17 protein-coding genes are annotated in these 20,346 nt (G+C 58.3%); 2 read left to right on the top strand and 15 right to left on the bottom strand.

Annotated elements, in window-relative coordinates:
- Window positions 1–8 precede the first annotated feature (8 nt).
- Entirely contained in the window at window positions 9–536 is a 528-nt protein-coding gene (locus D3Y57_RS16840) for a PadR family transcriptional regulator (RefSeq protein ID WP_121156096.1), read from the top strand.
- Window positions 536–859, top strand: a complete 324-nt coding sequence (locus tag D3Y57_RS16845) for a DUF2218 domain-containing protein (protein WP_121156098.1) — start codon at window positions 536–538, stop codon at window positions 857–859. The genes D3Y57_RS16840 and D3Y57_RS16845 overlap by 1 nt, the downstream gene beginning before the upstream one ends.
- Window positions 860–998: 139 nt before the next feature.
- Here the strand turns inward: D3Y57_RS16845 and D3Y57_RS16850 are convergent, their stop codons facing one another.
- The 15 genes from D3Y57_RS16850 to D3Y57_RS16915 all read right to left on the bottom strand — a co-directional run bounded on the left by D3Y57_RS16850 (window position 999) and on the right by D3Y57_RS16915 (window position 20,284).
- Entirely contained in the window at window positions 999–2,180 is a 1,182-nt protein-coding gene (locus D3Y57_RS16850) for a glycosyltransferase family 4 protein (protein ID WP_121154455.1), read from the bottom strand.
- A gap of 51 nt (window positions 2,181–2,231) precedes the next feature.
- Window positions 2,232–2,924: an endonuclease/exonuclease/phosphatase family protein gene (locus D3Y57_RS16855; RefSeq protein ID WP_121154456.1), complete on the bottom strand. Its 693-nt coding sequence runs from the start codon at window positions 2,922–2,924 to the stop codon at window positions 2,232–2,234.
- A gap of 48 nt (window positions 2,925–2,972) precedes the next feature.
- Complete coding sequence (locus D3Y57_RS16860) at window positions 2,973–3,749, bottom strand: sulfite exporter TauE/SafE family protein (RefSeq protein WP_121156100.1); 777 nt, start codon at window positions 3,747–3,749, stop codon at window positions 2,973–2,975.
- A 178-nt stretch (window positions 3,750–3,927) separates the two neighbouring features.
- A complete protein-coding gene (rpoC, locus tag D3Y57_RS16865; protein ID WP_121154458.1) occupies window positions 3,928–8,193 on the bottom strand; it encodes a DNA-directed RNA polymerase subunit beta' in 4,266 nt (1,421 codons plus the stop codon).
- 102 nt (window positions 8,194–8,295) lie between these two features.
- A complete protein-coding gene (locus tag D3Y57_RS21665) occupies window positions 8,296–9,633 on the bottom strand; it encodes a DNA-directed RNA polymerase subunit beta (RefSeq protein WP_430739011.1) in 1,338 nt (445 codons plus the stop codon).
- The gene (rpoB, locus tag D3Y57_RS16870; protein WP_430739012.1) at window positions 9,522–12,446 is read right to left on the bottom strand and encodes a DNA-directed RNA polymerase subunit beta; all 2,925 of its coding nucleotides are present in this window, start codon (window positions 12,444–12,446) and stop codon (window positions 9,522–9,524) included. The genes D3Y57_RS21665 and rpoB overlap by 112 nt, the downstream gene beginning before the upstream one ends.
- A gap of 494 nt (window positions 12,447–12,940) precedes the next feature.
- A complete protein-coding gene (locus D3Y57_RS16875) occupies window positions 12,941–13,624 on the bottom strand; it encodes a 5'-methylthioadenosine/S-adenosylhomocysteine nucleosidase (RefSeq protein ID WP_121154460.1) in 684 nt (227 codons plus the stop codon).
- Entirely contained in the window at window positions 13,624–14,124 is a 501-nt protein-coding gene (gene yfiB, locus D3Y57_RS16880; protein WP_239025904.1) for an outer membrane lipoprotein YfiB, read from the bottom strand. Before yfiB ends, D3Y57_RS16875 begins: the two co-directional genes overlap by 1 nt.
- The gene (locus D3Y57_RS16885) at window positions 14,121–14,828 is read right to left on the bottom strand and encodes a GGDEF domain-containing protein (RefSeq protein WP_121154464.1); all 708 of its coding nucleotides are present in this window, start codon (window positions 14,826–14,828) and stop codon (window positions 14,121–14,123) included. The genes yfiB and D3Y57_RS16885 overlap by 4 nt, the downstream gene beginning before the upstream one ends.
- 59 nt (window positions 14,829–14,887) lie before the next feature.
- Window positions 14,888–15,316 carry a CHASE sensor domain-containing protein gene (locus D3Y57_RS16890; RefSeq protein WP_162987175.1) on the bottom strand — a complete coding sequence of 143 codons (429 nt, stop codon included), beginning with the start codon at window positions 15,314–15,316 and terminating at the stop codon, window positions 14,888–14,890.
- Between the two features lie 26 nt (window positions 15,317–15,342).
- A complete protein-coding gene (gene yfiR, locus D3Y57_RS16895; RefSeq protein ID WP_121154468.1) occupies window positions 15,343–15,903 on the bottom strand; it encodes a regulatory sequestration protein YfiR in 561 nt (186 codons plus the stop codon).
- Between the two features lie 155 nt (window positions 15,904–16,058).
- The gene (gene rplL, locus D3Y57_RS16900; RefSeq protein ID WP_121154470.1) at window positions 16,059–16,430 is read right to left on the bottom strand and encodes a 50S ribosomal protein L7/L12; all 372 of its coding nucleotides are present in this window, start codon (window positions 16,428–16,430) and stop codon (window positions 16,059–16,061) included.
- 46 nt (window positions 16,431–16,476) lie between these two features.
- A complete protein-coding gene (gene rplJ / locus D3Y57_RS16905) occupies window positions 16,477–16,992 on the bottom strand; it encodes a 50S ribosomal protein L10 (protein WP_121154472.1) in 516 nt (171 codons plus the stop codon).
- Between the two features lie 420 nt (window positions 16,993–17,412).
- Window positions 17,413–19,785, bottom strand: a complete 2,373-nt coding sequence (locus D3Y57_RS16910) for a TonB-dependent receptor (protein WP_239025905.1) — start codon at window positions 19,783–19,785, stop codon at window positions 17,413–17,415.
- Window positions 19,786–19,897: 112 nt separating this feature from the next.
- On the bottom strand, window positions 19,898–20,284 hold the full coding sequence (locus D3Y57_RS16915) for a winged helix-turn-helix domain-containing protein (protein ID WP_121154476.1): 387 nt from the start codon (window positions 20,282–20,284) through the stop codon (window positions 19,898–19,900).
- Window positions 20,285–20,346: the final 62 nt, after the last annotated feature.

A 20,346-nucleotide genomic window follows, 5' to 3' on the forward strand; every position in this document is an offset into this window, starting at 1 on the left:
GGGGCCACATGGGCCGCGGCGGTCCAGATCGCGGCTTCGGGCGCGGTTTTGGTGGTGGCGAAAGAGGCGGTGGTCGTCGTCGCGTATTCGATTCAGGTGAGCTTCGGCTTGTCCTGCTCAAACTGATTGAAGAACAGCCCCGCCACGGTTACGACCTCATCCGTGAAATTGAGGATCGTACCGGCGGTGCCTATGCACCGAGCCCCGGTGTCATCTACCCGACGCTGACATTGCTCGACGATATGGGTCTGATTGCACAGGCAACCAGCGAAGGTGCGAAAAAGCAGTTTGCGATTACCGAAGTCGGTGCCGCCGAACTGCTGGCAAAAGCCGATGAAGTCAAAGCGCTGTTCCAGCGTCTTGCCGAACTTGGAGCGATGCGGGAAAAAACCGATGGCGCTACGATCCGGCGCGCAATGGGCAATTTGCGGATGGTGCTCGGTAATCGACTTTCGGCTGATGACGTGACGACCGACACATTGCATGATGTCGCGGCGCTGCTCGATGAAGTCGCGCAAAAGATCGAGCGTCTATGATGACAACCTCCAGCACGGCGCAGGTGCCGACCGCCAGTGGTAGCCGTTATCTGCAACAGCTCTGCAAACATTGGGCGCACAATCTGGAGGTCGATTTCACGCCGGAAGCAGGCACAGTCAAATTCCCGCGGGATGCGCGGGGAGCCGACTGGCCTGCCGACGGTCTGGTGACGATGATCGCACATCCCAATACATTGGAATGCCGGATCGATGCGAGTTCAGACGATCAGCTTGAAGGTCTGAAGGGGGCTTTGTCCCGCCATCTGGATCGCTTTGCCTTTCGTGAAGCGCCTCTGACGTTCGACTGGATCGACGCCGTTTGAAGAGACTAACGAAAATTGAACGAACTTATCTTTCCGAGCAGGCGGAAATCCAGAGCCGCCCGTGCCGGACACTGCATCTGTGGAGTCCGGTCACCACGGCGGAGCGAAAGCGGCAACAATCCCGCGCGACTCCTGCCTATTAAGGCACTGGACTACGGCGCGGGGGGCCACCGCCCCCCTGTCGCTGCCGCACGATCCGCAAATATGTGCTGGCAAGCGCACCGTTTATCGCATCCCAGCTATACCGATCTGCCGCTTTGGCACCGGCTTGACCGGCGGCGGCACGCTGGTGCGGGTCGGTGATGTAATTCTCCAGCGCGTCGGCAAAGCCTGATATCGCGCCGGGCCTCACGAGCCTACCGGTTAAACCTTCGCTTACCAGGCTCTCGCTGCCCGTCGCGATGGCGGCGACGACGGGCAAGCCGCACGCCATCGCCTCTAGCGTCACGTTGCCGAAAGTCTCAGTCACGCTTGGGTTGAACAGCATATCCATCGAAGCGACGGCGCGGCCCAGATCCGGCCCCGCCTGAAACCCGGCGAACACAGCATTTGGCAATCGTCGTTCGAACCATTCGCGCGCTGGCCCCTCACCGACGACAAGAATACGGTGGCGTACGCCGCGCCGCTCCAGTTCGTCGATCGTGTCAGCGAACACGTCGAGCCCCTTTTCCATGACAAGCCGTCCGACAAAGCCGATTGCCACGTCGCTGTCGGCGAGGCCAAGCCCCCGCCGCCATTCCATGCTGCGTTTTTCGGGCGCGAAAATCTCCCGATCAACACCGCGTGACCAGATGCCGACGTCATAGTTCATCCGTTGTTCGCGAAGCAGTTGCGCCATAGAATCCGAGGGCGCGACAATCGCGTCGCAGCGCCGGTAGAAACGTCGCAGCAATGCGGTGACGGTCGGTTCCAGAAATGCCAGTCCGTAATAGCGCGGGTAGGTCTCGAACCGGGTATGCACCGAAGCAATAACCGGCAGCTTGTTGCGTCGCGCGAAGGACACTGCGCTGTGGCCCAGAATTTCGGGTGCCGATACGTGGATCAGGTTCGGTTTGAACCGATGCAGATCGCGTCTGGCCTGCGGCGACAGCATCAACGGTATTCGATATTCCGCACGACCGGGTATGGGCAGGGCAGGGATGCCCACCAGATCACCAGTCGCTGGAAAAGCCGGGTTTTCGACCACCGGCGCATAAACGCGAACCTCCGCGCCCCGTTTCAGCAAATATCCGACAAGCCTGTTCAGCGCCTGGTTGGCCCCGTCCCGGACGTAATTATAATTGCCGCTAAACAATGCGATCCGAAGTTCTGAAACGTCCATGGTCGCCCGATACAATGCTGCACGCCGAAAAGCCAAATCGGTTTGTGTGCGCTAGGCGGTTTCGACCCGCGCCCAGATCGGCAGGTGATCACTGGCATGGCGCGCACGGACGCTATGATGCACGCCGCAACCTGAGAAATGCAGCGATGGATCGGCCATAATCCTGTCGAGCCGGGCCACCGGACGTTGCGCGTGAAAGCTCTTGCCCGTTGGCGCGAACCGATAATGCCGCCCGAAGTCATGCAAGCACCCACTTTCGCGTCGCCATTCGTTCAGGTCACCCATCAGGATCGTCGGCAGAGGATGACGTTCGTCCAGTGCGGCAACGATCGCGCGGGCCTGTTTGCGCCGCCACAGGCCCGACAGGTCAAGGTGCATGGTTACCACCCGTAACCGGATGCCATTTATACGAATCTCGGCCAAGACCGCCCCTCGGGGTTCCAGCGTGGGCAGGTCGATCCGCGCGTGTGTCAGGATTTCGGTCCCCTTGCGGACCAGAATGGCGTTACCGTGCCAGCCGATGCTGTCGGGCCGCGCTCCCACCGGAACCGCCACATAGTCGCTATAGTCGGCGATCATCTGGATAGGCAGGGCCGAAACGCGGTCGCCGAACCGTCGGTCGGCTTCCTGTAAACCCACGATATCGGCGTCGATCTCTGTCAGCACATCAAGGATGCGCTCGGGCCGACGTAACCGGTCCAGACCAACGCTTTTGTGAATATTATAACTCGCAACCTTGATCATCGGGGCTTGCTTAGACGAACCTCCGCGCCGGTAAATGCCCGACATGTCTCAAGTGAGTAATTTTACGCCAACGATGAGCAGCACTAACGCCAGAACCGGTCGCAAGACCCAGTCGGGAGCACGGCTGCCCAGCATGCTACCCAGAATTACTCCGGGGATAGATCCGATGAGAAGCGAACCAAGCAAGCTGAAATTGACCGACCCTATATACCAGTGACCAAGGCCCGCGATCAGCGTGAGCGGAACAGCGTGAGCGATGTCGCTGCCCGCGATCCGATTGATCGGCGCGGTCGGATAGAGAATGAGCAGCGCGGTTACCCCAAGCGCACCCGCGCCGACTGACGATATCGAAACCAGCACGCCCAGTGCGACCCCGAGAAGGACGGTCCATCGCATGGTATCGCGATTCGATATGCCCTCGAGCCGCGGTCCGGCCCACGCCAGAATGCGTGGGCGGAACAGGATGGCAAACGCCGTCGCTACCAATGCAGCGCCCAGAACAGCAGTTATCACGCCCGCGGTTTTTGGCCCCGGTGTCCCTTCATAGGCGAGGACCAGCAAGGTGAGGATGGTGGCAGGGACGCTGCCTGAGGCCAGTCGCCTGACGATCTGCCAGTCGACAGTGCCACGCCTGCCGTGAACCACCGTGCCGACTGTTTTGGTCACCGAAGCATAAAGCAAATCGGTGCCAACGGCGGTCGCCGGGTGGAAATTGAATAGCAGCACCAGCAACGGTGTCATTAGCGACCCGCCACCGACACCGGTCAGCCCGACGAGAATTCCGACAAAGAAGCCCGCGAGCGAATAGAACGGATTATAGTCCAGTGTGCCGTCCTTCCGATTGCGCGCCCTGATTAACAGCCGATGCGAGAAGAGGAAACAAGTGTTGCTTTGGGCGAGCAAAGGCAAACCGCGCTGGTAAAACAAAACCCCCTTCTCCGAGTAGGAGAAGGGGGTTTGTTAGTGTCTAAACTTGAACCCGGTTTACGAGTTCAGCCGAACCTTACGAGTTCAGATAATCACCGGCGTCAGCATCGGTGCCTGTGCCTGAGGTAACGACCTCAGCCAAAGCATCGCTACCCGTGTCAGCCTGGACCGGCTGACGAAGTTCGGCAGCGTGTTCTTCCGCGGCCGTTTTCGGTGCGATAAGCGAAGCCTGCCAGTCGCGCTGCTGCACGCGCAGTGCGGCATCACGACTGGTCGCAGCGATCCGCATACGGTTCATACCCGCACCAGTACCCGCCGGGATCAGACGACCCACGATGACGTTTTCCTTCAGGCCGGTCAGCGTGTCCTTCTTACCCTGAACCGAAGCTTCAGTCAGAACGCGCGTCGTTTCCTGGAACGATGCCGCCGAGATGAAGCTGCGTGTCTGCAGCGACGCCTTGGTGATGCCGAGCAGGATAGGCTTACCCTGAGCGGTTGGAGCGCCAGCAGGAAGCTTCTCGTTGATTTCGTCCATTTCGGTGCGATCGACCTGCTCACCAACCAACAGGGTGGTGTCGCCGGAGAACGTGATTTCAACCTTCTGCAACATCTGACGAACAATCGTTTCGATGTGCTTATCGTTGATCTTCACACCCTGAAGTCGATAAACTTCCTGGATTTCGGCAACCAGATATTCTGCCAGTGGCTCGATGCCGAGCACTTCCAGAATGTCATGCGGATCGGGTGAACCGCCGATAAGGTTGTCGCCGCGCTTGACGTAATCGCCTTCCTGAACGTCGATAACCTTCGACTTCGGGATCAGATAGTCGACGACCTCGCCGCCATCCTCCGGCTGAATGCCGATCTTGCGCTTGGCCTTGTAATCCTTGCCGAAAACGACACGGCCACTGACCTTTGCGATGATCGCATTTTCCTTTGGCTTACGCGCTTCGAACAACTCGGCAACACGCGGCAGACCACCGGTGATGTCGCGCGTCTTGGCAGCTTCGCGGCTGACACGGGCGAGAACGTCACCACCGAATACAGTGGCTCCATCATCGACCGAAAGGGTCGCACCGATCGCCAGCATGTAGCGTGCAGCATCGGCAGCATCTTCACCGAGCAGGGTCAGGCGCGGGCGCAGATCCTCCTTGGTGCGGCCCTGACGATATTCCGTCACGACCTTGTTGGTGATGCCGGTTGCTTCATCGACCTGCTCGACCATCGTCTGACCTTCGATCAGATCCTGATACTTCACGATACCGCCAGTTTCCGTAATCACCGGCATGGTGAAGGGATCCCATTCGACCAGACGATCGCCCTGCTTCACCTGGGCACCGTCATCGAACAACAGGTACGCACCATAAGGAATACGGTGGACAGCGCGCTCGCGGCCCTCAGAATCCACGATGGCGATTTCACCTTGACGCGAGAGCGAAACGCGACGTCCGGCCTTGTCCTTGATGATCCGCAGGTCGCGGTATTCAAAGCTGCCGTCCGACAGTGCATCGACGCTGGACTGCTCATTCAACTGAGCAGCACCACCGATGTGGAAAGTACGCATCGTCAGCTGTGTGCCAGGCTCACCGATCGACTGTGCAGCGATAACGCCGACAGCTTCACCGATGTTGACCGGCGTACCGCGAGCCAGATCGCGACCGTAGCAAGCGCCACAGACGCCACCCTTTGACTCGCAGATCAGTGGCGAACGGATCTTGACCGCCTGCGTACCGATGGCCTCGATCGTCAGGATCATCGGCTCGTCGAGCAACGTGCCCGACAAGATCGCGACTTCGTTGGTCTTGATATCGATGATATCTTCGGCCGTGGTGCGACCGAGAATACGCTCGCCCAGCGACGCGATAACCGAACCGCCCTGAACGATCGCCTTCATTTCAAGCGCGCGTTCCGTACCGCAATCCAGTTCGACGATAACGCAATCCTGCGACACATCGACCAGACGACGAGTCAGGTAACCCGAGTTCGCCGTCTTCAACGCCGTATCCGCAAGACCCTTACGGGCGCCGTGGGTGGAGTTGAAATACTCGAGGACGGTCAGACCTTCCTTAAAGTTCGAGATGATCGGCGTTTCGATGATCTCGCCCGATGGTTTGGCCATCAGGCCACGCATACCGGCAAGCTGCTTGATCTGCGCCTGCGAACCACGAGCACCTGAATGCGCCATCATGTAGATGGAGTTGATCGGAAGTTCGCGACCGTCTTCACCGATTTTCACAGCGCGGATTTCGGCCATCATGGCGTTCGCCACCTGGTCGCCGCAACGGCTCCACGCATCGATCACCTTGTTGTACTTTTCCTGCTGCGTGATCAGACCGTCCTGATACTGCTGCTCGAAATCCTTCACGATGCCGCGCGTCTCATCGACCGTGGCGATCTTCGATTCAGGGATGATCATATCGTCCTTACCGAACGAAATGCCTGCCTGGAACGCGTGACGGAAGCCCAGCGACATGATCGCGTCGGCAAACAGCACAGTCTCTTTCTGGCCCGCATGGCGATAGACGATATCGATGACGTCGCCGATTTCCTTCTTGGTCAGCAAACGGTTGACGACGTCGAAGGGAACCTTGTGGTTCTTCGGCAGCGTCTCACCCAGCAACATACGGCCTGGTGTGGTCTCGTACCGCTTGAGGTAGATTTTGCCATCTTCGTCAGTCTGCGGAACGCGGCTGATCACCTTGGTGTGCAACGTCACGGCCTTGGCGTGCAACGCGGCATGAACCTCTGGCATATCACCGAGCATCATGCCCTGGCCGGGCTCGTTTTCCTTGAGCATCGACAGATAATACAGGCCGAGGACCATATCCTGCGAAGGAACGATGATCGGCTTGCCGTTTGCTGGCGACAGGATGTTGTTCGTGGACATCATCAGGACGCGTGCCTCGAGCTGGGCTTCCAGCGAGAGGGGAACGTGAACGGCCATCTGATCGCCATCGAAATCGGCGTTGAAAGCGGAGCAAACCAGCGGGTGAAGCTGGATAGCCTTACCTTCGATCAGGACCGGTTCGAACGCCTGAATGCCAAGACGGTGAAGCGTTGGTGCACGGTTCAGCATCACGGGATGTTCGCGGATGACTTCATCCAGAATGTCCCAGACTTCCTTGCGCTCTTTCTCGACCCATTTCTTGGCCTGCTTCAGAGTCATCGAAAGACCCTTGGCATCAAGACGTGCGTAGATGAACGGCTTGAACAGTTCGAGCGCCATCTTCTTTGGCAGACCGCACTGATGAAGCTTTAATTCAGGACCGGTTACGATGACCGAACGACCCGAATAATCGACGCGCTTACCGAGAAGGTTCTGACGGAAGCGACCCTGCTTACCCTTCAGCATGTCGGACAGCGACTTCAGAGGACGCTTGTTGGCACCCGTGATGGTGCGACCACGACGTCCGTTATCGAACAGCGCATCGACCGATTCCTGCAACATCCGCTTTTCATTGCGGACGATGATGTCAGGCGCACGCAGCTCCATCAGGCGCTTCAGACGGTTGTTACGGTTGATAACGCGACGATACAGATCGTTCAGATCGGACGTCGCGAAACGGCCGCCGTCGAGCGGCACCAGCGGGCGCAGTTCGGGCGGAATGACCGGCACGACTTCAAGGATCATCCATTCAGGACGGTTGCCTGAATCGATGAAGCTCTCGACGACCTTCAGACGCTTGATGATTTTCTTGGGCTTCAGTTCCGACTTGGTGACGGCCAGCTCGTCGAGCAGATCCTTGCGTTCACCGACGAGGTCGAGTTCCTCGAGCATACGACGCACGGCTTCGGCACCGATACCGGCACTGAACGCATCTTCGCCATATTGGTCCTGCGCTTCGAGAAGCTCGTCCTCGGTCAGCAGAGAGAACTTCTCGAGTGGAGTCAGGCCTGGTTCGATAACGATATACGCTTCGAAATACAGAACGCGCTCAAGCTGCTTCAGCTGCATATCGAGCAACAGGCCGATGCGCGAAGGCAGCGACTTCAGGAACCAGATGTGCGCGACAGGTGCCGCCAGTTCAATATGGCCCATCCGCTCGCGGCGAACCTTCGAAACCGTAACTTCGACACCGCACTTTTCGCAGACGATGCCCTTGTACTTCATGCGCTTGTACTTGCCACACAGGCACTCGTAATCCTTGATTGGACCAAAGATACGCGCACAGAACAGACCGTCGCGCTCTGGCTTGAACGTGCGGTAGTTGATGGTTTCCGGCTTCTTGATCTCACCAAACGACCACGAACGAATGCGTTCGGGTGAAGCGATACCGATCTGAATCTGGTCGAATGTTTCCGGCTTGGCGACCGGATTGGCGAAATTGGTCAGTTCGTTCATGGGTACGGACCCTTCCTTGAATTTCTTGCCCTCTCTCGCAGCGGCGAAAGAGGCGATACTCAGGCTCCCTCCCACACTGGGGAGGAAGCCTGAGTGGAGACGTTACTTGGCAGCGATGGCTGTCATATCGTCCTCGGGGAGAACGTCGGCGCTGTTCAGCTCCACATTCAGACCCAGTGAACGCATTTCCTTGACCAGCACGTTGAAGCTTTCGGGAATGCCGGCCTCGAACGTGTCGTCACCCTTGACGATCGCCTCGTAAACCTTGGTGCGGCCGACAACGTCATCGGACTTCACTGTCAGCATTTCCTGCAACGTGTAGGCGGCACCGTAAGCCTGAAGCGCCCAGACTTCCATTTCACCGAAGCGCTGTCCACCGAACTGCGCTTTACCACCCAGCGGCTGCTGAGTGACGAGCGAGTACGGCCCAATCGAACGTGCGTGGATCTTGTCATCCACCAGATGGTGCAGCTTGAGCATATAGATATACCCAACCGTGACCTTGCGATCGAACATGTCGCCGGTACGTCCGTCGAACAGTTCGGACTGACCCGACGTATCGAGACCCGCCAGCGTCAGCATATCGGAAACGTCAGCTTCACGTGCACCATCGAACACCGGCGTCGCCATCGGCACACCGTTCTTCAACAGACCCGCCATCTCGACGATTTCGTCATCCGTCCGCTCACTGATTTCGGCATGATATTTCGCACCGTAAACAGTCTTCAGTCGTTCGCGAACCGCGTCTGGAGCCTTGCCCGCCTTTGGATCGGGATTGGCTTCACGCCATGCTTCCAGTTCCTCGGTGATCTGACGACCAAGACCGCGTGCGGCCCAGCCAAGATGCGTTTCGAAGATTTGTCCGACGTTCATGCGCGAAGGCACGCCGAGCGGGTTCAGCACGATATCGACCTGCGTTCCGTCGGCGAGGAAAGGCATATCCTCGTTCGGAAGAATGCGGCTGATAACGCCCTTGTTACCGTGACGTCCGGCCATTTTGTCGCCCGGCTGCAGCTTACGCTTCACCGCCACGAACACCTTGACCATCTTCAGAACGCCTGGTGGCAGTTCATCACCACGCTCCAGCTTCTCGACGCGATCTTCGTACTTCGCGTTGATGAGGCCGACAGCGTCGTCATACTGACCCTTGACCGCTTCCAGATCGATCTGGCGCGCGTCATCTTCGACGGCGAACTTCCACCAGTCATACTTTTCGACAGTCTCAAGCAGGGCAGCATCGATTTCGATACCCTTCTTGACGCCCTTTGGTGCAGCAGTCGCGGTCTGGCCGAGCAGCATTTCGCGCAGACGCGACCAGCTTGCCCGGTTCAGGATCGTGCGCTCATCGTCACGATCCTTGCCCAAACGATCTTTTTCCTCTGCCTGAATGGCGCGGGTACGATCGTCGATGTCGATGCCGTGACGGTTGAACACGCGCACTTCGACCACCGTACCGGCAACACCGGGGGCAGGCGGAGCGACGTATCGCGCACGTCCGAAGCCTTCTCACCAAAGATCGCGCGGAGGAGCTTTTCCTCTGGCGTCATTGGCGATTCACCCTTGGGAGTGATCTTACCGGCAAGGATATCGCCCGGCTCGACTTCGGCACCGATGTACACGATGCCCGCTTCGTCGAGGTTGCGAAGTGCTTCCTCTCCGACGTTCGGAATATCACGAGTGATATCCTCTGGCCCAAGCTTGGTATCGCGCGCCATCACTTCGAATTCTTCGATGTGGATCGACGTGAAAATGTCGTCCTTCACGATGCGCTCGGAGATCAGGATCGAATCTTCGTAATTATAACCATTCCACGGCATGAACGCGACGAGCACGTTGCGGCCCAGAGCCAGTTCACCGAGTTCGGTCGATGGACCATCGGCAATGATCTGACCCTTGTCGATCGCGTCGCCTACTTTCACCAGCGGACGCTGGTTGATGCAGGTGTTCTGGTTCGAACGCTGGAATTTCTGCAACGTATAGATGTCGACGCCCGAATGGCCGCTGTCGATCTCGCCGGTTGCCCGGATGACGATGCGGGTAGCATCAACCTGATCGACCACGCCCTGACGCTTGGCACCGATGGCGGCACCGGAATCACGCGCAACGGTTTCTTCCATGCCGGTACCGACGAATGGAGCTTCTGCCCGTACCAGTGGTACGGCCTGACGCTGCATGTTCGATCCCATGAGTGCACGGTTGGCGTCATCGTTTTCCAGGAATGGAATGAGCGATGCTGCGACCGAAACAAGCTGCTTGGGGCTGACGTCCATCAGGGTGATGATGTCGCGCGGCGCCATCAGGAATTCACCTGCCTGGCGTGACGAAACGATGTCCTCAACAAAGCCCTTGTTACCATCGAGCTCGGCGTTTGCCTGCGCGATGGTGTGCTTCACTTCTTCCATCGCCGACAGATACACAACGTCATCGGTGACTTTGTGATCTACAACCTTGCGGTACGGCGTTTCGATAAACCCGTACTTGTTTACGCGGCTGAACGAAGCGAGCGAGTTGATCAGTCCGATGTTTGGACCTTCCGGCGTCTCGATCGGGCAGATACGACCATAATGCGTCGGGTGAACGTCGCGGACTTCGAAACCGGCGCGCTCGCGGGTCAGACCGCCTGGTCCGAGTGCCGAAACGCGACGCTTGTGCGTCACTTCGGACAGCGGATTGGTCTGATCCATGAACTGCGAAAGCTGTGACGAACCGAAGAATTCACGCACGGCAGCAACCGCTGGCTTCGCGTTGATCAGGTCGTTCGGCATCACCGTCGACACATCGACCGACGACATACGCTCCTTAACGGCGCGCTCCATGCGGAGCAGACCGACGCGATACTGGTTTTCCAGCAATTCGCCGACCGAACGGACACGACGGTTACCGAGGTTATCGATATCGTCGATGTCGCCCTTGCCGTCCTTCAGGCCAACCAGCGTCTTCACGACGGCGAGGATGTCCTCGATCCGCAAAGTCGTGTGATCGTCCGGAGCATCGAGCTCAAGGCGCATATTCAGTTTCACGCGACCGACGGCGCTGAGGTCGTAGCGGTCGGGATCGAAGAACAGGCCAGAGAACAGCGATTCAGCCGTCTCGCGCGTTGGCGGTTCACCAGGACGCATGACGCGGTAAATGTCGCTGAGGGCGTGGTCGCGATCTTCGGCCTTGTCGGCTTTCAGAGTGTTCCGCATCCACGGACCGGTGTTGACGTGATCGATGTCGAGCGTGTCGATCTGATCAATGCCTGCCTTGTCGAGCAGTTCGAGGTTCTCGGCCGACACTTCGTCGCCAGCTTCGATGTAGATTTCGCCGGTCGCTTCGTTGATCAGGTCGATCGCCGAATAACGTCCGAAGATTTCTTCCGTCGGGATCAGCAACGCTTCAAGGCCATCCTTGGCAGCCTTGGTCGCGGCGCGTGGCGAGACCTTCTGGCCGGCCGGGAAAACGACTTCGCCGGTCTTGCCGTCGATAACGTCGAACGTCGGCTTCTGCCCACGCCAGTTTTCCGAAACGTAGGGGACTTTCCAGCCACCATCGCCACGAACGTAAGTGACCGTGTTGTAGAATTCGGCGAGGATTTCTTCCGAAGTCAGGCCAAGCGCGAACAACAGCGCCGTAACCGGCAGCTTGCGCTTGCGATCGATACGAACGTTGACGATGTCCTTGGCGTCAAATTCGAAATCTAACCACGAACCGCGATATGGAATCACGCGGGCAGCAAACAGATACTTGCCCGACGAATGCGTCTTGCCGCGATCGTGATCGAACAGGACGCCCGGCGAACGGTGCATCTGGCTGACGATAACGCGCTCGGTGCCGTTGATGACGAACGTACCATTCTGCGTCATCAGGGGCATGTCGCCCATGTAAACGTCCTGCTCCTTGATATCGAGCACCGAACGGGTATCGGTATCGGTGTCAACTTCGAACACGATCAGGCGCAGCGTAACGCGCATCGGCGCGGCATAGGTAATCCCGCGCTGGCGGCATTCTTCGGTGTCGTATTTAGGATCTTCGAGTTCGTAATGAACGAAGTCCAGTTCGGCCGTTCCAGCGAAATCGCGGATCGGGAAAACGCTGCGAAGCGTCTTTTCAAGGCCGGAAACATAACCCGTGGCAGGGTCGGAACGCAGGAACTGTTCGTACGATTCGCGCTGTACTTCGATCAGATTCGGCATCTGAACCACTTCGTGGATGTTGCCGAAAACCTTGCGAATGCGCTTCTTCGTCGCCGAAGTACCGAGTTGCGTCGCCATAAATTATAACGTCCTTGCTTCAGGGGTCTGACGACCCCCACGAAAAAAAGTGCGTGTTTCCAAAGGGAAACCGCACGCTTGAGCGTTGAAACCTTGACCATACCCCCAATTCGTCGCGGCACCTACGCAAAGCACCGTGTCCCGAGGGTGGGAAGGACGACCGCCATCACGCACGGATGCGTGGGTGGAAGCCGGGAATGTCGTGTGAGACTGCATATAGGGGGTAGGGGTAGAGAAGGGAAGGGGATTTTGTTTGGGGGAGCAGATCATGATGACATGAATTGAAACGGCTTCGCTGAGCCTGTCGAAGGGTTGTTCTGCTTTTGTCTGCGAGAAGAAGAGCGCCCTTCGACGGACTCAGCGAAGCGGTTCTTTTTTATCTTCGCAATCGCCATTTTTCGGAATCGAAGAAATGAGGAAGAACGGCAGTCTCTGCCGCGTCCAAGTTCGACGTTGATACGGAGCGTGAGCGAATAAGGCCGCTTGATCCATTTCTAGTTCAATAGCCCTATAGCCCGCTCCAACGCCGCCGCAGCGAGTCCCGCCGCCTTCGCCAAATTAGCATTAAAATCGCCCGCGCTCTCTCCATTCGCGTCATCGGTCGTCGCCTTGATCGCCGCCCACGGCAATCCAAGCTGCCCCGCCGCTTGAGCCACTGCTCCGGTTTCCATATCGACCAGATCGCCAGCAAGCCGGTCGCGAAGACCTGCACTATGGTCAGGACATTCGACAAACGCATCGCCACTCACGATCCGCGCGCTTGGCAACCTGGCATCGGGCAGCGGCTCAGCCGAGAAATGCACAACCTCAGCGGGACCGATCGGCCAGCTTCCCGCCGTATAATGCACGAATCCACCTGGTCGCTGCGCCCCGTAGTCGCCGTGAACCGCTTCGGTAATCACGAAACACTCGCCCGCAATCCCGCTGAGTTTCCCTGCCGTCCCAACCACCAGCAGCAGATCGACCCCATAACGCAGCGCCAGCATGGTCGCGGCGACCGCGGCATTGACCTTACCGATACCCGAACACACCACCACTATCTCGCGTGCACCCAGCGTCAGCCGCTCGATCGATAACTCGCCGACCCGCTCAACAGCATAGCTCCGGCCAGCGACAAAAGCCTCTGCCTCCGCCGCGACTCCCGCGATGATCCCGATCTTCGGAAAACGCAGCGTCATCAGTCCTGCGGGCCGACGATGATGACCACGCGGCGGTTCTCGCGGCGGCCCGTCGCGGTTGCGTTGCTTTCTACCGGAGCCTGTGTGCCCAGCCCGACGACGCTCAGGTCTTCAGATCGTATCCCGCCCGCTATCAGGGCGTCGGCAACGACGTGAGCACGCTTGCTCGACAGGGTAAGATTATAGGCAGCGTTACCAGTCGAATCCGCGTGACCCTCTGCGCTCAGCTTCAAAAGTCCGACCGATTTCAACGCGCTCGCGATGTTGGCGATGGCACTTTGTTCTTTTGGGCCGATATTGCTGTCGCTACTGCCGAACAACAATTTGTCCGATACGCTCAATTCCCAGCCGCGCGTGGTTTCCTCAAACCCCTGTGCGCGCAACGTCGCAACCTGTTGCTGTGTCCAGGGCGAGGTTGGCCGCTGAATCGTCTGGCAACCTGCCAACAAAAGGGCTGCACCCAATGTGACCCAGAATAATGGAAAGCGTCGCCGCATCATAATACCCCTTCTGCTGACGGGTCGCGGGCCCGCCTTGAATGTTTTTCCCGGTACATCGCCTTGTCCGCTTTGCGGAGCAATTCGGCGGCGCTTGTCCCGTCGACGGGAAACACTGCCGCGCCGCAACTCACGCCCAGTAACAACTCGTCGCCCGTCGGCAGTGTTATCGGATTCAACAACTGGACGTGCAGGGCATCCATGAAATAGTCCGCACTGCCCATGTCGCTTGGCGCGCCCAACAGCACGGCGAATTCGTCGCCCCCAAGTCGGCCCGCCGCATCACCGGAACGCAGGCAGGCTTTCAACGAAACGGCCAGTGTTTGCAGCACGACGTCGCCCGCCGCATGGCCATGTCCATCATTGATCGCCTTGAACTGGTCGGCATCCAGATACAGCACGGCAAAACTCTGATCGTGGGCCGCGGCGTCATTTGCCATCGCGGTTAATCGCCGTTCGAACGATGCACGATTCAACAGGTTCGTCAGCGCATCATGTTCCGCAATGTGAGTCAGAGATTCATTTTCGAACCGCAAATGCGTCTGCCTCTGCTCCAGTTCGTCCAGCAGCGCATTGAAATCGCCGCTAAGCGAAGCAACTTCCGCAATCGAAGCGGTCGGAGCGCGCAGCGACATTTCACGGTTTGACCGGACCGCGTGCGCGACCGATGCAATACCGCCCAATTGTTTGATAATCAGCTTTTGCACGCGCCGGGTCAGGAAAAACGTCCCCAATCCCGTGACTAACAGGCAGGCCAGTGAACTTATCAGCCCGCGATCAGATATCTGCCGATCACACTCGCATCGCCTGTGACCCGGACGGAGCCAATCCGCTGGCCCTCGCGCATGATCGTTTCGGTCCTTGTCCCAGGTACGATCTGGGCCTGTATCCACGGGGCCACCATCCAGCTTTGGTCGCGCGGAGAGGAGACGCTGACGAAATTCCGAAGGCTGCTGTCCTCGACGACGATCAAGCCCACACCCGGCGTCGCCGCCAGCGGTTGCAATGCCTCTTGAGCCGCTGCCGCATCGTTAAAGACCAGAGCGGGGGCAACGCTATAGCTCGCGGTTTTTGCGATCAGCGAAAGATTCTCTCCGGCAAATGCGGTCATCGTCGCAAAACCGACAAGCAGGACGCTGAGCCCCGCCATGCCGACTGCAAACAACGTGACGCGAAGGTGAACCCGAGTCAGCATTTTTTGCAGGGTGTTCGCGCGCGGCCTCATTCCGACACGATCGGCTGAGGGTTTGTCAAAGAGGCTTTGTGCCGTGAGAGTCGTAGAACACGTGGATCGACACGAACCAGACTCCGGCTGATTGCGTCGATATTGATGTTGAACGAAATCGTTTCCGCCGCATAGCGAAGGCAGAACATCGCACCCATCCGGCAAGCGGGATCGGCATCGGTGATCGACAGGATTGCGCGACCTCGCACTGTCGAAAAAATTTGCGCCTGCGCGGGTGGCGATACGCGCGTGAGGTAGATTACGTTGCAATCGGCCGGAATGATTCCCGCGGCAACGCGATGAACCTCGACCGTCGATCCGGTATGCTGTTCAAGCTGGGGCAGGGCGTCGCTCATCGGGGATGTACCCATGATACAGAGCGTCGTTTTCGGCAGGGCGTCGGGCCAGCGGGCATAGCTGATGATGCCCGATACGATTTTCGCTGTGGTCCGCGCGCGTTCGGCGGGACTTCCTGAAACCGGAGTTCCGATCGGAATGGTTGAACCGCCATCCGCAGCGAGCGCCAGACTCAGCATTAAAACCGGAATCATTGGCATTTATATCGCCTGTGAAATCGCCGGTCGGTCCAGGCGCCCAAAAAAGCCATTTTACGGCGCAGACCGCCAGGTGCAAGCGTCGCTCTGGCTCCGAAATGAAAAGGGCGGCGGTCCATTTCCGAACCGCCGCCCAATTCGCGTTAGTGAGCCGAAGCTTACTTCAGTTCAACCGTACCGCCGGCTGCTTCGATCTGAGCCTTCAGCTTGGTTGCTTCTTCCTTGTTGACGCCTTCCTTGATGGCCTTTGGAGCCGACTCAACGAGCGTCTTCGCTTCGGTCAGGCCAAGACCTGTGATCGCGCGAACTTCCTTAATGACGTTGATCTTCTTGCCACCGTCGCCGGTCAGGATCACGTCGAATTCGGTCTGCTCTTCAACAGCAGGACCGGCAGCCGCAGCTGGACCAGCAGCAGCAACAGGAGCAGCAGCCGAAACGCCCCATTTCTCTTCAAGCAGCTTCGAAAGTTCAGCAGCTTCGATAACGGTCAGAGCCGACAGGTCGTCGACGATTTTGTTCAGATCAGCCATGTTATATTCCTTCGTGAATTAAATGTAGTTAAGCAAAACCAAAGACTTAAGCGGCTTCCTTCTCGGCATATGCCGAGATGACGCGGGCAAGCTGCCCGGCCGGTGCCTGAATGATCTGGACGATCTTGGTCGCAGGTGCCTGAATAAGGCCCACGATCTTGCCGCGCAGTGCATCCAGTGAAGGCAGACTTGCGAGTGCCTTTACGCCATCGATGTCGAGAACAGTTGCGCCCATCGCGCCGCCAACGATTTCGAACTTGTCGTTCGTCTTCGCGAATTCCACTGCAACCTTGGCGGCTGCAACGGGGTCGGTCGATGTGGCGAATGCCGTCGGGCCGGTCAGCAGATCGCTGAGCGACGCATAAGGCGTTCCCTCGATCGCAAGTTTGGCGAGCTTGTTCTTCGTGACTTTGTAGCTGGCCCCGGCTTCACGCATCTTCGTCCGCAGATCGGTCGACTGGCCGACTGTCATCCCGAGATTCCGGGTGACGACGACCACGCCCATCGTGGCGAGGCTTGCGTTCAGTTCGGCGACCAGATCCTGTTTTTCAGCACGATCCATGCTAGTCTCCTGCGTTTCAACTCCGCCAACGTGACGAAGCTGTGGTGAGCCGCAAAAGGTCTGGGATGGCCCATGAAGGGCGTCCGGGCCTGTTGCGGCCCGTCCTATGGGGTCTGGTTACCCGCCTGCTTGGTCGAAACCAGCAGGATGAAACTGTTCCCCGTCTCGGTAGGAAATTAAGTCGGGGCAAACCCCCAACACCCACTGTCTCGGACGGACGCCTGTGAGCGAACTCACAAGCGAAGACCGGTGCCCATAGCGGGATTGAGCCGGAGGTCAAGGTGGGGTCGTAGCTGCCCTCCGAAAAACCCGCTTCCCTGAGCTTGTCGAAGGGCTGCCCTTCTCACTTGCTCAAGGGTCAGCAGGACAACCCTTCGACAAGCTCAGGGAAGCGGAGTGTGGTTGGGTTCAGCGGCGACTCTACTGCCGCGCCCGGAACGTCACTCCGATCGAACGCGGATCGCTCGGCGTCCCCAAAATCAATCCCGAATTGCCCGCCTGTATCGTCAAATTCTGGATATAGTTCGAATTGAACAGATTGCGCGCGAAGACGGCAACTTCCCACCCCTTATCCGACCGGTAGCCGATGCTGGCGTTGGTCACATTATAGCCCTTGATCCAGGTGTATCTGGAATCACTGGGGTCGCCATAATAGCCGCTCCTGAAGTTTGAATCGACGTGCAGGACAAAGCTCCGCGACGCCGAAACCGGCAGCGCATAAACCCCGCCAATGGTTGCAACGACGCGCGACAGGCCGGACAGCCGCTGACCCGTCAGGCTGCACGCGGTCGTGGCTGCCGTCTGTAACTCGAGCGGGCAGGGGCCAGCCGGATAATTCGCATACTTCCCATCGGCATAGGCAACCGAAGCCCGCAACGACAGGTCGCGCGTAATCAGCGCCGTCGCATCGCCTTCGACGCCTTTGACCGTAACCTTTGGAATATTGGACAGATATCCGCGCAAAGCGGCAGTCTGAGTGGGGCCGGTATCTACGATGGTGGCCTGAAAATCACGAACCTCGGTGTAGAAACCCGCCATGTTCAGGATCAGTCGCTGGCCGAACAGTCGAGACTTCAGGCCGACTTCATAGGTCGTGTTTTTTTCAGGCGCGACGACGGCTCTCGATAATGCCGGATTGTTCAGCGCATCCAGCGGCAGACCCGACATATTGATGCCGCCTGATTTGAATCCGCGCGCATAGCTTGCATATCCCATGATGTTGTCGGTCGCCTGCCATGACAGATTGGCCCTGCCCGACACATTATCCTCACTGTTGCGCGCGGAATATGTTTGTGGACGCAGGATCGATAGCTTTGCCGCCAGCAGGGCAGCGTTGGTCGTTGCCAGTCCGCCGAAAACGAAGGTCGAATAATCGCCTTCCTTCTTCTCATAAGTATAGCGCAAGCCCCCGGTCGCCGTCAGACGTGGGGTGATATGATAGTTCAACTCGCCAAAAGCCGCGTAACTGTTGGTCAGGAAGCGGGTGCGCCCATCGGTGCCAAATCCATCGAGCAGATTGGCCGGGACCGGCGTGTTGTTGGCACCTGTGGTCGGCCCGATCAGCCAATATGCTGCTGCCGGTCCGTAAATGCTGATCGGTTCGCCGGTGATCTTCTGGTTGAAATAATATAATCCGGCTACATAGGTCAGCGGGTGATCGCCGTTCGACGCGATCCGTAATTCCTGGCTATACTGGTCCTGTCGCGACGGAATATGCTGGGTGATCTGGATCGGAATTCCCGTGTAATCGCGGTCGTTGGCCGCATCCCAGTTCCAGAACCGCCACGCGCTGACCGACGTGATGGTTGCCTGTCCGATGTTCCAGTCAGCAATTGCCGAAACGCCGCCCTCGCTGGTCCGCACCCCCAGCGCTGCGTCGATGTCCGTCACCCGATCATAGGGGTTCGTGCTCGGCGGCGTGTAGTTATAGTGCGCGGCCAACGCAGCATATTGACGCGCTGCGGGGCGCAAACTCTGCCCGACGCGCAGATAGACCTGGGTGCAGCATTCGCTGCTGAAATTGGTGAGATCGGCGGTCAGGCGCAGCTTGAACGTCGCCGATGGAACGATGAGCAACTGTCCCCTTATCGCCTGATTGCTGAGCGTGTTCTGATCGCTGCCTGTACGAACATTGTCGATAACGCCATCGCGGCGGGTACTTAAACCCGACAGACGAAATGCCACGACATCCCCGAATAATGGTCCTGATACCGAAGCCTTTGCCTGCACGAGGTTTTTGCTGCCGATGGACACCTCCTCATTCGCTTCGGGCGTAAAACTTGGCAGTCGTGTCGAAATGCTGATCGCACCCGCAGTTGTATTCTTGCCGAACAACGTCCCTTGTGGACCCCGTAAAACCTCGATCTGTTCGATGTCGCTGAAATCGAAGGCCGCTGTGGCCGGACGCGCATGATAGACCTGATCGACGTAGAACCCGACTCCCGGCTCCAGCCCGTCATTCGATTGGCTGACCGCGACGACATTGCTGCCAAGCCCTCGGATCGTGAACGCAGTATTGCGTGGGTTGGCCGAACTATAACTGACCGTGGGGACCAACTGGCTCAACTGCTGCGTGTTTACGGTGTAGGATCGGTCGAGCAGCGCTCCACTGACCACCGAAAGCGCAATCGGGACCGACTGCGCATCCTCGATACGGCGGCGAGCGGTGACTGTGATGGCATTCAGGTCCGAAGCGGACTCGGAGCCGTCTTCCGGAGCAGCAAAGGCTGGAAATACGGCCGCAGTGGAAATGACGAGAGCGGCCGCCATGGACGGCAGAGTGAAACGACGCATGAAAACCCCTTTTCGCGCGGGCTATCGTATCTGCCCGACTCTATATCGCATCGTATATAGAGATCGTCCGCGTCAGGGATAGCGGTTCATCCAATCACAAAAACCTTTGTTCTCAGATGTCTCCAGTCGCTTTTGCGGCCAGCGGTTCATTTCTGACCAATTCCGCGAGCACTCGGTAGCACTCACCATCCAGCGACCGCGCGCTCTGTTCCTCCAACTGACGATAAGCGGCCAGCACAGTCCGCCCCGTCTCGGTCAATCGAGCACCCCGCTGTCGCCCGCCACCTGTCAGCGTCTCAACCAGCCTGTCGGTAAAACACCGGTTCATCTCATCCACCAGAATCCACGTCCGCCGGTAACTCATTCCCAAGGTGCGCCCCGCCGCTGAGATAGACCCATCCCGTTCGATCGCATCCAGCAGGTCCGCCTTGCCCGGCCCCAAGGCAAACGCTTCGCCGCACACCAGTTGGAGCTTTAGTTTCAAGGGGCCGACGCGCATCTATTTCGCCTGTTCTCGTAGAGCAATTAGATCACCGTACACGGTCAGAACCGTAGTCGTCC

Source organism: Sphingomonas paeninsulae (assembly GCF_003660165.1).
Lineage (GTDB): Bacteria > Pseudomonadota > Alphaproteobacteria > Sphingomonadales > Sphingomonadaceae > Sphingomonas_O > Sphingomonas_O paeninsulae.

What these genes read in the sequence shown, in the direction of transcription:
- D3Y57_RS16840 (WP_121156096.1), top strand. Translation starts at nt 9, where the DNA reads ATGGGCCGCGGCGGTCCAGATCGCGGCTTCGGGCGCGGTTTTGGTGGT.
- D3Y57_RS16845 (WP_121156098.1), top strand. Translation starts at nt 536, where the DNA reads ATGACAACCTCCAGCACGGCGCAGGTGCCGACCGCCAGTGGTAGCCGT.
- D3Y57_RS16850 (WP_121154455.1), bottom strand. Translation starts at nt 2,180, where the DNA reads ATGGACGTTTCAGAACTTCGGATCGCATTGTTTAGCGGCAATTATAAT.
- D3Y57_RS16855 (WP_121154456.1), bottom strand. Translation starts at nt 2,924, where the DNA reads ATGATCAAGGTTGCGAGTTATAATATTCACAAAAGCGTTGGTCTGGAC.
- rpoC (WP_121154458.1), bottom strand. Translation starts at nt 8,193, where the DNA reads ATGAACGAACTGACCAATTTCGCCAATCCGGTCGCCAAGCCGGAAACA.
- rpoB (WP_430739012.1), bottom strand. Translation starts at nt 12,446, where the DNA reads ATGGCGACGCAACTCGGTACTTCGGCGACGAAGAAGCGCATTCGCAAG.
- D3Y57_RS16875 (WP_121154460.1), bottom strand. Translation starts at nt 13,624, where the DNA reads ATGACGCTGCGTTTTCCGAAGATCGGGATCATCGCGGGAGTCGCGGCG.
- yfiB (WP_239025904.1), bottom strand. Translation starts at nt 14,124, where the DNA reads ATGATGCGGCGACGCTTTCCATTATTCTGGGTCACATTGGGTGCAGCC.
- D3Y57_RS16890 (WP_162987175.1), bottom strand. Translation starts at nt 15,316, where the DNA reads ATGCTGACTCGGGTTCACCTTCGCGTCACGTTGTTTGCAGTCGGCATG.
- yfiR (WP_121154468.1), bottom strand. Translation starts at nt 15,903, where the DNA reads ATGCCAATGATTCCGGTTTTAATGCTGAGTCTGGCGCTCGCTGCGGAT.
- rplL (WP_121154470.1), bottom strand. Translation starts at nt 16,430, where the DNA reads ATGGCTGATCTGAACAAAATCGTCGACGACCTGTCGGCTCTGACCGTT.
- rplJ (WP_121154472.1), bottom strand. Translation starts at nt 16,992, where the DNA reads ATGGATCGTGCTGAAAAACAGGATCTGGTCGCCGAACTGAACGCAAGC.
- D3Y57_RS16910 (WP_239025905.1), bottom strand. Translation starts at nt 19,785, where the DNA reads ATGCGTCGTTTCACTCTGCCGTCCATGGCGGCCGCTCTCGTCATTTCC.
- D3Y57_RS16915 (WP_121154476.1), bottom strand. Translation starts at nt 20,284, where the DNA reads ATGCGCGTCGGCCCCTTGAAACTAAAGCTCCAACTGGTGTGCGGCGAA.